General features: G+C 69.9%; 15 protein-coding genes. 6 read left to right on the forward strand and 9 right to left on the reverse strand.

Translation table 11 applies throughout. From position 1 onward, the window contains the following. Positions 1-220 precede the first annotated feature (220 nt). Entirely contained in the window at positions 221-955 is a 735-nt protein-coding gene (locus ACT541_RS20575; protein WP_476139285.1) for a PAS domain-containing protein, read from the reverse strand. Positions 956-1,072: 117 nt separating this feature from the next. Here ACT541_RS20575 and ACT541_RS20580 point away from each other — a divergent pair, with 117 nt between their 5' ends. Further along, positions 1,073-1,999, forward strand: a complete 927-nt coding sequence (locus tag ACT541_RS20580; RefSeq protein ID WP_476139287.1) for a 4-hydroxyproline epimerase — start codon at positions 1,073-1,075, stop codon at positions 1,997-1,999. A 4-nt stretch (positions 2,000-2,003) separates the two neighbouring features. Continuing rightward, positions 2,004-3,236, forward strand: coding sequence for an NAD(P)/FAD-dependent oxidoreductase (locus ACT541_RS20585; RefSeq protein ID WP_476139289.1), 1,233 nt, complete (start codon positions 2,004-2,006; stop codon positions 3,234-3,236). A 101-nt stretch (positions 3,237-3,337) separates the two neighbouring features. Here ACT541_RS20585 and ACT541_RS20590 read toward each other — a convergent pair whose 3' ends face one another. From ACT541_RS20590 to ACT541_RS20605, 4 genes are all read right to left on the reverse strand, one after another. Beyond that, positions 3,338-4,060: an amino acid ABC transporter ATP-binding protein gene (locus ACT541_RS20590; protein WP_476139291.1), complete on the reverse strand. Its 723-nt coding sequence runs from the start codon at positions 4,058-4,060 to the stop codon at positions 3,338-3,340. After that, positions 4,057-4,707, reverse strand: coding sequence for an amino acid ABC transporter permease (locus ACT541_RS20595; protein WP_476139293.1), 651 nt, complete (start codon positions 4,705-4,707; stop codon positions 4,057-4,059). The genes ACT541_RS20590 and ACT541_RS20595 overlap by 4 nt, the downstream gene beginning before the upstream one ends. Before the next feature lie 11 nt (positions 4,708-4,718). Further along, positions 4,719-5,381: an amino acid ABC transporter permease gene (locus tag ACT541_RS20600; protein ID WP_476139309.1), complete on the reverse strand. Its 663-nt coding sequence runs from the start codon at positions 5,379-5,381 to the stop codon at positions 4,719-4,721. A 153-nt stretch (positions 5,382-5,534) separates the two neighbouring features. Further along, complete coding sequence (locus ACT541_RS20605; RefSeq protein WP_476139311.1) at positions 5,535-6,356, reverse strand: ABC transporter substrate-binding protein; 822 nt, start codon at positions 6,354-6,356, stop codon at positions 5,535-5,537. Positions 6,357-6,545: 189 nt separating this feature from the next. Here ACT541_RS20605 and ACT541_RS20610 point away from each other — a divergent pair, with 189 nt between their 5' ends. From ACT541_RS20610 to ACT541_RS20620, 3 genes are all read left to right on the forward strand, one after another. Beyond that, positions 6,546-7,214, forward strand: a complete 669-nt coding sequence (locus ACT541_RS20610) for a GntR family transcriptional regulator (protein WP_476139295.1) — start codon at positions 6,546-6,548, stop codon at positions 7,212-7,214. A gap of 84 nt (positions 7,215-7,298) precedes the next feature. Next, entirely contained in the window at positions 7,299-8,003 is a 705-nt protein-coding gene (locus ACT541_RS20615; RefSeq protein WP_476139297.1) for a GntR family transcriptional regulator, read from the forward strand. A gap of 166 nt (positions 8,004-8,169) precedes the next feature. Next, on the forward strand, positions 8,170-9,132 hold the full coding sequence (locus tag ACT541_RS20620) for a dihydrodipicolinate synthase family protein (RefSeq protein WP_476139299.1): 963 nt from the start codon (positions 8,170-8,172) through the stop codon (positions 9,130-9,132). A 265-nt stretch (positions 9,133-9,397) separates the two neighbouring features. Here the strand turns inward: ACT541_RS20620 and ACT541_RS20625 are convergent, their stop codons facing one another. After that, positions 9,398-10,432 (reverse strand): Ldh family oxidoreductase, encoded by a 1,035-nt coding sequence (locus tag ACT541_RS20625; RefSeq protein WP_476139301.1) that lies wholly within the window; start codon positions 10,430-10,432, stop codon positions 9,398-9,400. 117 nt (positions 10,433-10,549) lie between these two features. Here ACT541_RS20625 and ACT541_RS20630 point away from each other — a divergent pair, with 117 nt between their 5' ends. Then, entirely contained in the window at positions 10,550-12,067 is a 1,518-nt protein-coding gene (locus ACT541_RS20630) for an aldehyde dehydrogenase (NADP(+)) (RefSeq protein WP_476139303.1), read from the forward strand. Positions 12,068-12,110: 43 nt separating this feature from the next. Here ACT541_RS20630 and ACT541_RS20635 read toward each other — a convergent pair whose 3' ends face one another. The 3 genes from ACT541_RS20635 to ACT541_RS20645 form a co-directional block, all read right to left on the reverse strand. Continuing rightward, entirely contained in the window at positions 12,111-13,223 is a 1,113-nt protein-coding gene (locus ACT541_RS20635) for a protein-glutamate methylesterase/protein-glutamine glutaminase (RefSeq protein WP_476139305.1), read from the reverse strand. A 4-nt stretch (positions 13,224-13,227) separates the two neighbouring features. After that, positions 13,228-14,127 (reverse strand): CheR family methyltransferase, encoded by a 900-nt coding sequence (locus ACT541_RS20640; RefSeq protein WP_476139313.1) that lies wholly within the window; start codon positions 14,125-14,127, stop codon positions 13,228-13,230. Between the two features lie 110 nt (positions 14,128-14,237). Next, the coding region (locus ACT541_RS20645; protein ID WP_476139307.1) for a chemotaxis protein CheW at positions 14,238-14,513 on the reverse strand (276 nt) is incomplete at its 5' end.

Raw genomic sequence — 14,513 nt, forward strand, 5'->3', positions numbered from 1 at the left:
GGTGGAGCAGCCCGGTAGCTCGTCAGGCTCATAACCTGAAGGTCGTCAGTTCAAATCTGGCCCCCGCAACCAAACACCAAAGCCCCTCCGGGAAAAACCCCGGAGGGGTTTTTGCATTTCGGGCGGGCAAAAGGGCGGATGAGCGGTCGGCACCGCGCCGATCCGCCGGCAGGCAACGGACGATCGTCGATCGCGGTCCCGCCCACTCCCCCGCGGCCCGTCAGGAGCGGTGCAGCAGCCGGTACTTCAGCGGGCTCAGATGGACCGTCTTGCGGAACTGGCGCGAGAAGGCGGTCTGGTCGGCGTAGCCGCATTCGATGGCGATCTCGCTGATCGGCACCGCCGAATGGCGCAGCCGGTCGCGGGCGTGGTCGATGCGCAGGCGCGTCACCCATTGGCCGGCCGACATGCCGAAGAGCTGACGGATGCGCTGGTCGAAGCGGAAGGCGGACAGGCCGGCGCGGGCGGCGAGGTCGGCGATCCTCAGCGGCCGGTCGAGATGGGCGCGGGCGTGGGCGAGCGCCTCGGACAGGGTGCGGGTCTCCTCCGCGCCTTCGGCGCCGGGGCGGACGTCGCGCGACATGCCGAAGAGGCCGACGATCGAGCCGTCGGCGGCGCGCAGCGGCGTCTTCCAGGTCAGGCACCAGCCCTCGCCGCCGTCGGCATGGAGATGCAGTTCCAGTTCGGCGGTCAGGATGCGGCCCTGTTCGGTGATCGCGCGATCCTGCTCGGCGATGCGGCGGCCGAGCGCGCCGGGGAAGACCTCGTCGGCGGTGCGGCCGATCAGGGCCGCCTTGTCGGGGCGGCCGGTGCGGGTCACCAGCGTCTGGTTGACCGCGGTGTAGCGGCCGTCACGATCCTTGACGAAATAGACCGTGTCGGCGACGGCGTCGAAGAGATCGTCGGCGGTCAGCGTGCGGGCGAGCGCCAGGGCGATCGAGGAGAGGGGTTCCATGCGTCGGGCTCACGTCTGTGCCGAATTGCCAATGCGCGGCCGGCTTTCCGCCAAGACGGACCGGGTACGATCGGTCACCATGGTTGGGTGAAATACCATCCGAGGAGAACCGTGCCGATGAAGATCGTCGATTCCCACACCGAAGGCGAGCCGACGCGGCTGGTCGTCGACGGCGGCCCGGATCTGGGCCGGGGGCCGCTCTCCGAGCGGCGGCGCATCTTCGCCGAGCACTTCGACCATGTCCGCCGGTTCTCGCTGAACGAGCCGCGCGGTTTCGACGCGGTCGTCGGCGCGCTGCTGTGCGAACCGGTCGATCCGACCTGCGCCGCGGGCCTCATCTTCTACAACAACGCCGGCTATCTCGGCATGTGCGGCCACGGCACCATCGGCGCCGTCGTCACCCTCGCCCACATGGGGCGGATCGGGCCGGGCGTCCACCGCATCGAGACGCCGGTCGGTGTCGTCACGGCGACGCTCGAGGATCGCAACACCGTCTCGATCGACAACGTGCCCGCCCGGCTCCATGCCTCCGGCGTCAGCCTCGAGGTCGAGGGGCTCGGCCGCGTCACCGGCGACGTCGCCTGGGGCGGCAACTGGTTCTTCCTGACCGAGGATGCGCCCTGCGCCCTCGACTATGACGCGATCCCGCGGCTGACGGCGGCCTCGCGCGCGGTGCGTGCAGCGCTGGTCGCGGCCGGGATAACCGGCGCCGACGGGGCCGAGATCGACCATGTCGAGTTCTTCCAGAAGGGTACGAACGGGGCGAACAGCCGCAACTTCGTGCTCTGCCCGGGCGACGCCTACGACCGCTCGCCCTGCGGCACCGGGACGAGCGCCAAGCTCGCCTGCCTCGCCGCCCACGGCGAACTGGCGCCGGGCGAACCCTGGGTGCAGGAGAGCATCGTCGGCAGCCGCTTCACCGGCGTCTACCAGCCGGGCGAGGCGGGCACGGTGCGCCCCCGCATCACCGGCCGGGCCTGGGTCACGGCGGAAGCGACGCTGATCCTCGATCCGACCGATCCCTTCCCGCACGGGCTGGGGTGACGCCATGACCGCTCCTCGTTCGGTACTGGTGATCGGCGGCGGCATCGTCGGTCTCTCTTCGGCGCTTTCGCTCAGCGCGCGCGGGTTCGCCGTGGTCCTCCTCGACGACGCGCCGGAGCGGCCGCCGGCCTCCTGGGGCAACGTCGGCCACGTCGCGGTCGAACAGGTCGAGCCGATGGCGTCCTGGCGCATGGCGCTGCAGATCCCGAAGCGGCTGACGATGTTCGGCGGCCCGGTCGGCTTTCCGCCGTCGGCGATCGCCACCTGGCTGCCGTTCGGTCTGCGACTTCTGGCGGCCGGTTCGCCCGCCCGTTTCGCGCGCGGCAAACAGGCGCTCGGCGGGCTCCTCGTCCCGGCGCTCGCGGCCTGGCGGCGGCGGGCCGAGGCGATCGGCGCGCCGGATCTGCTGCGCGAGACCGGCCACATCGTCGCCTGGGAGAGCGGCGCCTCGGCGACACGCGGTCGTCGCGCGCTCGCCCGGCCGGCCTCGAATGCGGTCTCCTGCCACGACCTCGCGCCCGAACAGCGCGCCCGCCTCGTCGGTGCCGTCGCTCGGCCGATCGTCGATGCGATGCGCTACGAGGGGACGGCGAGCGTCGCCGATCCCGGCGCGGTGCTGGAGGCGATGCGGGCGGCCTTCGTCGCCGCCGGCGGGCGGATCGAGACCGGCGTCGCCGGGCCCGAGACGATCGCGCGGTCCGGCACCGATCTGGTGGTCGTCACCGCCGGCGTGCGCTCGGCGGCGCTGATGGTGCCGCTCGGTCACCGCGTGCCGATCGTCGCCGAACGCGGCTATCACATCCAGTCGGCCTCGGCGCGCTGGCGCTGGCCGAGCGATCTGCCGCCGGTGGTGTTCGAGGATCGCGCCGTGGTGGTCTCGGGCTTCTCCTCCGGCGTCCGGGCGACGAGCTTCGTCGAGTTCTCGCGCCACGACGCGCCGCCCGATCCGCGCAAGTGGGATCGCCTGCGCCATCACGTCGCCGAACTCGGCATCCCCTTCGGCGACGACGTCACCACCTGGTGGGGCTCGCGGCCGACGCTGCCGGACTATCTGCCGGCGATCGGCCGCAGCACGAGGGATCCCCGCGTGCTCTATGCCTTCGGACACCAGCATCTGGGGCTCACGCTCGGCCCGATCACCGGCGAGATCGTCGCGCAGCTCGCGACGGAAGAGGCGCCGGCGGTCGATCTCTCCGCCTTCGCCGTCGAACGCTTCGATCGCGGCTTCTTCGGCTGAGGGCGGCAAAACGCTTCCTCGAAAACGGTTCGGGCGGCATCTCGCGATGCCGCCCGATCGGCTTTCGGTCCTGGGGAGACCGGGGGGAAGCGGGGGCGGCGTCAGAGCACCGACTTCAGGAACTCGATCGTCTCGGGTTCGCGCGGCTCGCCGATCACCTGATCGGGATGGCCGACCTCGAGGATCCTGCCCTTGTGGAAGAAGGCGACCCGGTCGGAGACGTCGCGGGCGAAGCGGATCTCGTGGGTGACGACGATCATCGTCATGCCTTCCGACGACAGCATGCGCAGCGTGTCGAGCACCTCGCCGACGAGCTGCGGATCGAGGGCCGAGGTCACCTCGTCGAACAGCATGTAGTCGGGCGACATGGCGAGGGCGCGGGCGATCGCCATGCGCTGCTGCTGGCCGCCGGAGAGCTTCGAGGGGAAAACCGTCAGCTTCTCGCCGAGACCGACGTGGCGCAGCTGCTGCACCGCGATCTCCTCCGCCTCGGCCTTCGACTTGCCGAGCACCTTGCGCGGCGCCAGCATGACGTTCTCGAGCACGGTCAGATGCGGGAAGGCGTTCCACTGCTGGAAGACGATGCCGATCTTGCGGCGGAGCTTGTCGAGGTTGGTCTTCCTGTCGTGGACGTCGACGCCGTCGACCAGGATGCGGCCGGAGGCGATGGGCTCCAGTCCGTTGATGCACATCAGCATCGTCGACTTGCCCGAGCCCGAACCGCCGATCACCGAGACGACCTCGCCGCGGTCGACGGTCATCGAGACGCCCTTGAGGACCTCGAGCGGGCCGAAGGATTTGTGGATGTCCTGAATCTCGATCATTGGTTGCGCCATCCGGTTTCGAGACGCGCGCCGAGGCGGGCGATCGGGAAGCTCATGAGGAAGTAGATCGCCCCGGCGATCGACAGGACCAGCAGCGGTTCCTGGAGGCGGGTGACGACGATCTGCGACGAGCGCAGCAGCTCGATGATGCCGATCCACAGCACGAGCGAGCAGTCCTTCATCACGCCGAGCGTCAGGCCGATCCAGTTGGGCAGGGCGACGCGGAGCGCGATCGGGAAGACGATGTGGCGCAGGTCCTGGAAGGCCGTCATGCCGAGCGACCGCGCGGCGCGCCGCGTCGTCGCCGGCACCGACAGCACGCCGGCGCGCACGATCTCGGTGCAGTAGGCGGCGGTGTAGAGCGCCAGCACGATGCAGGCGATGGTGAAGGTGCTCGCCTGCAGGCCGATCATCGGCTTGAACGCGTTGGCCAGCACGAACTGGATCAGCAGCGGCACCGAGCGGAAGACGTCGAGAACGAGGCCGAGCGCGCCGCCGACCCACCACGGCGCCGAGGCGCGGACGAGGCCGAAGACGATGCCGAGCGCCGTGCCGCCGAGCACCGCCCAGAAGGTGAGGGCGAGGGTGACGCCGGCGCCCTTCAGCATGAAGACGAGTTCGGCGAGCCCGAAGGAGGTTTCGAACATTCCGGTCTCCCTCAGTAGCGGAACAGGCGCCAGGCGGCGAGGCGGGCGGCCAGCGTCACGGCCTTGGCGAGGCCGTAGTAGATCGCCGCGGCGAGGGCGAAATATTCGAAGGTGCGGAACGACTTGACGTTGAGCTGCTGGGTCACGCCGGTGAGGTCGTCGTTGAGGCCGACGACGACGCCGAGCGACGTCATCAGGATCGCCCAGACCATCTGGTTGGTCAGCGGATGGAACACGACGCGGAAGAGCTGCGGCAGCACGATCAGCCGGAAGGTCTGGAACGCGCCCATGCCGAGCGAGCGGGCGGCGCGCACCTGCGTCTCCGGCACGGCGCGCAGGCCACCGCGGAGCGTCTCGGCGAGATAACCGGCGTTGTTGAAGGTGAGACCCGCCAAGAGCGCCGGCATGGAATCGAGATGGAGCCCGAGCGAGCCGAGGCCGAAATAGGCCATGTAGACCTGGAAGAGGCTCGGCGTGTTGCGGGCAACCTCGACCCAGGTCACGGCGATCGCCCGCAGCGCGCGATGACGCGAGCCGCTCGCCACGGCGAGGAGGATGGCGAAGACGGTGCCGAGCAGCATCGACACGGCCGCGACCTCGAGCGTGACCAGCGCGCCGGCCAGCATGTCGGGCAGGGCGCGGAAGGCCGGCAACCAGTGGAACGTGTAGTTCATCGCGACCCCGTCGAGCATGGCCGCACCGGCAGGTGGGCCGAGGAGGAGCCGGAGGGCGGGGACCGCCCGACCGACCATTTCCCGGGTTGGGCGGAGACCGCCCGACCGATCGGTGTCGGGGGAGGGTGGCGAGCACCCTCCCGAAGGCGAGGCTCAGCGATAGACGCCGGGGACGGTCAGGTTCGGCGCGTCGCCGAGGCCGACCCACTTGTCCCAGAGTTCCTTGTAGCGGCCGGTGCGGACCTGCTGGTTCACGAACAGGTTCAGGTAGTTGATGAAGCCCTGGTCCTGACGCAGCGCGATCAGCGAGACGTAGTCCGTCACGTAGGGCGCGGTGCCGGTCATGACGAAGCCCTTGTACTTGCCTTCCTTGATGATCGCGGCGGCGACGGTCGAGGTGACGACGGTCGCTTCGATCTGGCCCTGGGAGAGGGCGAGGAAGACGTCGGCCTGGGTCTGGTAGCCGCGGAACGAGCCCTTGGCATCGGCCCACTTCTTGACGTCGGCCTCGAGGGCGAGCGCCTCGAAGGTGCCGGAGACCGAGCCGGTCTTGCGGCCCTTGAGCTGGTCGTAGGTGGCGAGCCCGAGGCCGTCCTTGGTCAGGATGACCATCTGGAAGGCGAAGTAGGGGATCGAGAAGCCGACCGTCTTGGCGCGCTCGAGCGTGTCGGAGGTCGAGGCGACGCCGACGTCGACGCGGCCGGAGACGAGGGCGGGGATACGATCGGGGAAGGGCGTCTCGACGATCTCGGCCTTCACGCCGAGCGCCTTGGCGAGGTCGTTGCAATAGTCGACGTCGAAGCCGATCGGCTCGTTCGCCGCATTGCGCGAACCCATCGGCGGGAAGTCGAGAACGGCGGCGCAGCGCAGCTTGCCGGAGGCGATGATGTCGTCGAGCTTGTCGGCCTTGGCCGGTCCGACGGTGGCGAGCGCGAAGCACGCGAGGCTCGCGAAGAGGCCGAGGCCCTTTTTCATGCTCATTCCAATCCCTCCTGAGTGGATATCCGATCGTGGATCCGATCCAAGACGATCGTCAGGCTCTCAGAATTGGATCCAATATTCAATACACAAAATTGGGCACGAATTGCCCAATCGCGCATCACGGGCTGGACAGACACGCGGCCCGTGCCGAAAATCGGACTTCGTTTGGAAGGCGAGAGCGAGATGCAGATCAGAGCCCAGGACCTGGCCCAGTTGGCGTCGCCGGCCGACGTGATCTTCGACGCGTTGCGCGAGGGGATCACCGACGGCACCCTGGCCGAGGGCGAGGTCCTCAGGCAGGACAACATCGCGCGGATGTTCAACGTCAGCCGCATTCCGGTGCGCGAGGCGCTGACCCGGCTCGAGGAGCAGGGGCTCGTCACCACGCAGCGCTATCGCGGCGCCGTCGTCGCCTCGCTGTCGCTCGACGAGATCGAGGAGATCTTCGAGTTCCGCTCGCTGATCGAGCCGGAGGTGGTGCGCCACTCGGTGGTCGTCGCCTCGCAGGAATCGCTCGACCTCGCCCGCGACTACGCCGACCGCTTCGGCCACGAGGAGGACCCGAAGAACTGGGGCCACCTCAACCGCCAGCTCCACTACATGCTCTATCGCGACTGCGGCCGGCCCTATTTCCTGCAGGTGGTCGATTCGGCGCTGAACCGGATCGAGCGCTATCAGCGGCTCCAGCTGACGCTGACCTCGGGCATGGACCGGGCGCGGCGCGAGCACCAGGCGATCGTCGAGGCCTGCATCGCGCGCGACGCCGATCAGGCGGCGGAACTGACCCGGGCGCACATCCTGGGGGCGGGGCGATCGCTGCTCGACTTCCTCGAGCGGGTCCGCAAGGGCTGAAGCGGTCGTGTTCTGATGATTCCGGCCGAGCGATCGGCCGTCGGTGTTCTTGGTCGAGCGATCGGCCGGCGGTGGGGCGATACGATGAAGGACAAGACGGATGGCGCGCCGGTCGAACGGCGGCGCGGCGAGGGCGTGAAACTCGTCTACGACATCCTGCGCGACGAGATCCTCGATCTGGTGCTGCCGCCGGGCAGTCCGATCGACGAGATCCAGCTGGCCGAACGGCTGTCGATGTCGCGCACGCCGATCCGCGAGGCGCTGGTCAGGCTGGCGGGCGAGGGGCTGGTGACGACGCTGCCCAATCGCTCGACCGTCGTCTCCAACATCGACTTCCTCAACCTGCACACGTTTTTCGACGCGATGACGCTGATGTACCGCGTCACCACGCGGCTCGCCGCCGAACATCACCGACCGGGCGATCTCGCGGCGATCCGGGCGCGGCAGGCCGACTTCGCCGCCGCCGTCGCCGCCGAGGACGCGCTGGCGATGATCGCCACCAATCGCGACTTCCACGCCGCGATCGCCGAGGCGGGGCGCAATCCCTACTATCTGGCGCTGTTCTGCCGGCTGCTCGACGAGGGGCGGCGCATCCTCCGGATCTACTACTCGTCCTTCGACGACCGGCTGCCGGCGCGCTATGCCGACGAGCACGACGCCATCATCGAGGCGATCGCGACCCGCGACGTCGCCGCGGCCGACCGGTTGGCGACCGCGCATGCCGACCAGATCGTCCACCAGATCCAGCAGATGATCGCCCGCGACCGGCGCCAGACCGTGCCGCTCTGAGGGCGGGCGCGGGGTGCCGGCGGGCGTCGGTCGGGGTGGTCCTCGTCGTCGGCATCTTGTCGACAACAAAAATACAATGTATGTCTCCACCCAGATCCGGTCGGTGGCCGGGCGTTCGACGCCCGCTCTCGACCGTCCCTCGTGGCGGGAAACCAAGGAGCCCCCGATGACGTCCAACATCTTCACAGGTTGCATTCCCGCCCTGATGACGCCCTGCAAGGCCGACCGCACGCCCGACTTCGATGCGCTGGTGCGCAAGGGTGCGGAGCTGATGGCGGCCGGCATGTCGGCGGTCGTCTACTGCGGTTCGATGGGCGACTGGCCGCTCCTCACCGACGCGCAGCGCATGGAAGGCGTGGCGCGGCTCACGGCCGCCGGCATTCCGGTGGTCGTCGGCACCGGCGCGATCAACACGGCCTCGGCCGTGGCGCTCGCCGCCCATGCCCAGAAGGTCGGCGCCAAGGGCCTGATGGTCATCCCGCGCGTTCTGTCGCGCGGGCCCTCGATCGCGGCGCAGCGCGCCCACTTCAAGGCGATCCTCGCGGCGGCGCCCGACCTGCCGGCGGTGATCTACAACAGCCCCTACTACGGCTTCGCCACCCGCGCCGATCTCTTCTTCGCGCTGCGCGCCGAGCATCCCAATCTGGTCGGCTTCAAGGAGTTCGGCGGCCCGGCCGACATGAGCTACGCGGCCGAGAACATCACCAGCGGCGGCGACGGCGTGACGCTGATGATCGGCGTCGACACCGCGGTCTTCCACGGTTTCGTCAACTGCGGCGCCACCGGTTCGATCACCGGCATCGGCAACGTGCTGCCGAAGGAAGTGCTGCATCTGACGGCGCTGGCCCAGGCCGCCGCCAAGGGCGATGCCGACGCCCGCGTCCGCGCCCTGGAGCTCGAGGCGGCGATGAACGTGCTCTCGACCTTCGACGAGGGGCCGGATCTGGTGCTGTTCTTCAAGTACATGATGGTGCTGAAGGGCAACCCGGAATACACGCTGCACTTCAACGAGACCGACGCCCTGACGGCGAGCCAGCGTGGCTTCGTCGAGACGCAGCTGGCGCTGTTCGAGACCTGGTACGCCGACTGGTCGAAGCTCCCCGGCGCGGTGCAGGCCTACCGCCCGTGAGGCGAGCGAGGGCGCCGCACGGTCCCGATGAAGGGCCGATCGGTCCCGCTCCCTGTTCGGCTTCACCCTGAGGTGCCCGGCAAAGCCGGGCCTCGAAGGGCGAAGCCACGACGGGCCTTGCCTCTCGGCCCTTCGCGCTTCGAGGCCCGGCCGATGGCCGGGCACCTCAGCATGAAGGGCCTCTGCATGAGGTCGAATGGTCGAAATCTCTCGCGTTCGGTTCGAAGGCCCGCCCCACGGCGGGCCTTTTCTTTTCGCGCCCCTCTCAGCCCAAGGCGGCAAGCCCCAGCGTCTCGAAACGGTGGAGCTGCGCGGCCTCTGCGGGCGTGAGCGCGATGCCGTCCTTCGTGGCCTTGGCGCGGGCGGCGTAACGGCGCTGCGATGGCAACCGCGCGCCCTGGCCGACGATCGCCTCGAACAGCGCCTCGGCGCGGGCGAAGGGATCGCCGGGGCGGCCGGCGGCGAAGCGTTCGGGCGAGAAGGCGAGGATCAGCTCGCCGTGGCCGGGCGCCAGCGTCGTCGTGCCGAGCCGGTCGAGGGCGCCGCGACTGTCGAGATCGCCGATCATCACGCCGGCCAGAAGCTCGATCATCGTCGAGATCGCCGAGCCCTTGTGACCGCCGAAGGGCAGCATGGCGCCGACGAGCGCCTCCGTCGGATCGGTGGTCGGCCGGCCCGCGGCGTCGATCGCCCAGCCCTCGGGCAGGGTCTCGCCGGCGCGGCGGCGCAGCTCGATCTCGCCGCGGGCGGCGACGGAGGTGGCGAAGTCGAAGACGTAAGGGTCGGTTCCCGGCCGCGGCCAGCCGAAGGCGAGCGGGTTGGTGCCGAGCAGCGGCCGGTCGCCGCCGGTCACCGCGACGGTCGCGTAGCTCGGGCACATCGCCAGCGCGGCGACGCCGTGGTCGGTCAGCGCCTCGACCTCGGGCCACAGGGCCGAGAAATGGGTGCAGTCGTTGATCACCAGGGCCGCGAGGCCGAGAGCCTTGGCGCGCTCGGCGAGGAGGGCCGCGCCGCGCTCGAAGGCGAGGCAGGAGAAGCCGCCGCCGGCCTCGACCCGGATCACCGCCGAACCGTCGTCGCGGACGACCGGATCGGCGTCGGCCACGACCTTGCCGGCGGCGAGCGTCTTCAGGCAGCCCTCGATGCGATAGAGCCCGTGCGACTTGCAGCCGTCGCGCTCGCCGGCGGCGATCACGCGGGCGACCGCGCGCGCCTGATCGGGCGAGAGCCCGGCCTTCACGAAGACCGCGGCGATGCGCTCGCCCAGGGTCTCGACGCTGACGATCTCGACGTCGCTCATCGCTCTCTCGCTCCTTCGCGTGACTTGTGATTTTGCATACATACTGTATTTGTCTTGTCGTCAACGACGCTTCGGCATTTTCGCCGATCGCGCCGCCCCGCGCACCGGAGAACGATCATGGCATTCACACCATACGGCAGGCATCTCGTCGCGGGCGCGTGGGTCGATGGCGACGCGCATTTCGTCTCCACCCCGGCGCATGGTCCGGCGCATACCTTCGCCGCCGGCACGACGGCGATCGTCGATCGTGCCTGCGCGGCGGCGGAAGAGGCGTTCTGGGTCTGGTCGGCGACGTCGCGGGCCGATCGCGCCGCCTTCCTCGAGGCGATCGCGGACGAGATCGAGGCGCGCGGCGCGGCGATCACCGAGATCGGTACCCAGGAGACCGGTCTGCCGCCGGCCCGGCTCGAGGGCGAACGCGGCCGCACCGTCGGTCAGCTCCGCCTCTTCGCCGCGCATGTCCGTGAAGGAAGGCACCTCGATCGCCGTCACGACGCGGCGCTGCCGGATCGTCAGCCGATGCCGCGGCCCGACATCCGCCTCGTCCAGCGGCCGATCGGCCCGGTCGCGGTCTTCGGCGCCTCGAACTTCCCGCTGGCCTTCTCGACCGCCGGCGGCGACACCGCCGCGGCGCTGGCCGCCGGTTGCCCGGTGGTGGTGAAGGGTCATTCCGCCCATCCCGGCACCGGCGAGATCGTCGCCGAGGCGATCCATGCGGCGATCCTGCGCTGCGGCGCGCCGGCCGGCGTGTTCTCGCTCGTCCAGGGCGGTGCGCGCGCCGTCGGCGAGGCGCTGGTCACCCATCCGCGCATCAAGGCGGTCGGCTTCACCGGCTCGCTCGCCGGCGGACGGGCGCTGTTCGACCTCTGCGCCGCGCGGCCGGAACCCATTCCCTTCTTCGGCGAACTCGGCAGCGTCAACCCGATGTTCCTGCTGCCGGCGGCGCTCGCCGCCCGCGCCGAGGCGCTGGGTGCCGGCTGGGCGGGATCGCTGACGCTCGGCACCGGCCAGTTCTGCACCAATCCGGGCATCGCGGTGGTGATCGACGGACCCGACGCCGATCGCTTCGTCGCCGCGACGTCCGCCGCGCTGGCCAAGGTCGCGCCGCAGACCATGCTGACCGACGGCATCGCCGCCGCCTATCGCGCGGGACGCGCCCGGTTCACCGCCGCCGCCGGAGTCGAAACCGTTCTCGCGACCGAGGCGGAGGGGCGGGCGGCCTCGCCGCAGCTGTTCGAGACGACGGGTGCGACCTTCGCCGCCGATCACGGCCTGCAGGAGGAGGTCTTCGGCCCGCTCGGCCTCGTCGTCCGGGTCGGCTCGCTCGCCGAGATGCGCGCCGTCGCCCTCGGCTTCGCCGGTCAGCTCACCGCGACGCTGCACATGGACGACGCCGACCTCGCGGTCGCGCGGTCGCTGTTGCCGATCCTCGAGCGCAAGGCCGGCCGCGTCCTCGTCGACGGTTTCCCGACCGGCGTCGAGGTGGTCGATTCGATGGTGCACGGCGGCCCCTGGCCGGCCAGCTCCAATTTCGGCGCGACCAGCGTCGGCACGCTGTCGATCCGGCGTTTCCTGCGCCCCGTCGCCTACCAGAACTTCCCCGCGGGTCTCCTGCCCGACGATCTCGTCGACTGAACGGCGCCGCGACGCCTCGGGATGCGAGGCGTCGCGGCCGGTCTCAGGCGCGCTGCTGGGCGATCTGGATCTCGCGGGCGATGTCGTCGAGGGCGACGATGCGGTCGACGCCGCCGAGCTCGATCGCCTCCTTCGGCATGCCGAAGACGACGCAGGTCTCCTCGTTCTGCGCCACGGTATAGGCGCCGGCCTGTTTCATCTCGAGCAGGCCGCGGGCGCCGTCGTCGCCCATGCCGGTCATGATCACGCCGACCGCGTTCGGCCCGGCGGCACGGGCGGCGGAGCGGAACAGCACGTCGACCGAGGGGCGGTGGCGCGAGACCAGCGGTCCGTCGCGCACCGTCACGTGATAGCGGGCGCCGCGGCGCTCGAGCAGCGTGTGGCGGCCACCGGGCGCGATCAGCACGTGGCCGCGCAGGACGGGATCGCCGTTCTCGGCTTCCTTGACCGAGACCTCGCACAGGCCGTCGAGGCGCTTGGCGAAGGCGGCGGTGAACTTCTCCGGCATGTGCTGGACGATGACGATGCCGGGCGAGTTCGCCGGGAGGGCGACGAGGAAGTCGCGCAGCGCCTCGGTGCCGCCGGTCGAGGCGCCGACGCAGACGACGATCTCGGTGGTCTTGGCCATGGCACCGGTGAGCGAAGGCCGCGCCGGCGGCAGCACCGCGTCGGCGGAGAGCTTGGGCGCCGGGGCGCCGTATCCGCGCGGCTCCTCCACCGGCCGGGCCGAACCGACGCGGGGGCGGCGGATGCGGGCCTTGGCGGCACCCTTGACGGTCTCGCAGATCATCATCGCGCTTTCGGCGAGATGGTCGGCGGCGCCGATCTTTGGCTTGACGATGACGTCGACGGCGCCGGCCTCGAGCGCCTGCATCAGCGTCTCGGACCCCTCGAGGGTGAGCGAGGAGCACATCACCACCGGGATCGGGTGCTGCGACATCACCTTCTTGAGGAAGGTGATGCCGTCCATGTGCGGCATCTCGACGTCGAGGGTGATGACGTCGGGCACTTCCTCGGCGATGCGACGGGCGGCGACATAGGGGTCGGAGGCGACGCCGGTCACCTCGATCTCGGGATCCTGCGACAGAACCTGCGACAGCGTCTGACGGACGCTGGCGGAATCGTCGACGATCAGGACACGTACACGCTTGGCCATGATCTCAGGTCCTCCGTCGGATGGGCGCCGGACGGGGCGCGCCGTCGGGCAGCTTCTGGAACACGGTGTTCGACACGGTCCTCACCGGCAGGTCGAAGCCGGTGATGCTCTCGGAATGGCCGATGAACAGATAGCCACCGGGCACGAGATTGTCGCAGAGCCGGCGCAGAACCTGCTTCTGCGTCTCCTTGTCGAAATAGATCAGGACGTTGCGGCAGAAGATCAGGTGCATCGGATCGCCGATCGGATAGTTCTCGTCCATCAGGTTGAGGCGGGCGAAGCCGACGTTGGAGCGCAGCGCCGGGGCGATCCGGGCGATGGCCTCGCTCTCGCGGCGGGCGATGCGGACGTGGCTCTTGCGCAGAGCCAACGGCACCGGATCGAGCATCGAACGCGGATAGATGCCGCGGCGGGCCGTCTCCAGCACGTCGGTCGAGAGATCGGTCGCCAGCACGAACCACGAGGTCGGCCGGTGGGCGGCGGCGAATTCGGCCAAGACCATCGCCATCGTGTAGGGCTCGGCGCCGATCGAACAGGCCGAGCTCCAGGCGCGGATGGAGGTGAGCCCGCGTGCCGCCAGATCCGGCAGGGCCTGCTTGGCGAGAAAGTCGAAATGCGTCGGCTCGCGGAAGAAGTCGGTCTTGTTGGTGGTGACGACGTCGATCAGGAAGATCGCCTCGGCCTCGAGCCCGTCCTCGTCGAAGAGGAAGCGGCAATAGTCGGCGAAGGTCTCGTGGCCGGTCGCCCTCAGGCGGCGACGCAGGCGGCCCTCCAGCATCACCTGCTTGGCGGACGGCATCTTGATGCCGCTGTAATCGTTGATGAAAGCGGCAAGACGCTGAAAATCGCGGGAGGAAAGGCGATCGCTCTCTTCGGACGTTCGGACGGCGGCGGCTCGGCTCACGTCGGTCATGCTCCCGGTTGCGTCCGTTCGGACGGTGGTTTCTCGGCGGGCGGGGGCCCGCGTCTGAGGCGCCGTCGCGACCGTCGGGTCGGGTGGCGCCTCAGGCGATGTCAGGCGGCGCGTGGGGCGGGCGGTACGGCGGCGAGCGTCGCCATCTCGGTGGACGACAGCAGTCGGGCCAGGTCGATGATCACCACGAAGCCGGTGTCGCGCCGGATCACGCTGGCGATGTAGTCCGAGTTCCAGCCGACGCCGATGTCGGGCGCCGCGTCGGTCTGGTTCGCCGCGAAGGAGGCGACCTCGAACACCCGATCGGCCATCAGCCCGAGGGTCAGCAGCCGGTCGGCGAGGGGCACGTCGACCACCAGGACCCGGGTGTTGGCGGT

It is taken from the genome of Pinisolibacter sp. DMC100 (assembly GCF_056313705.1).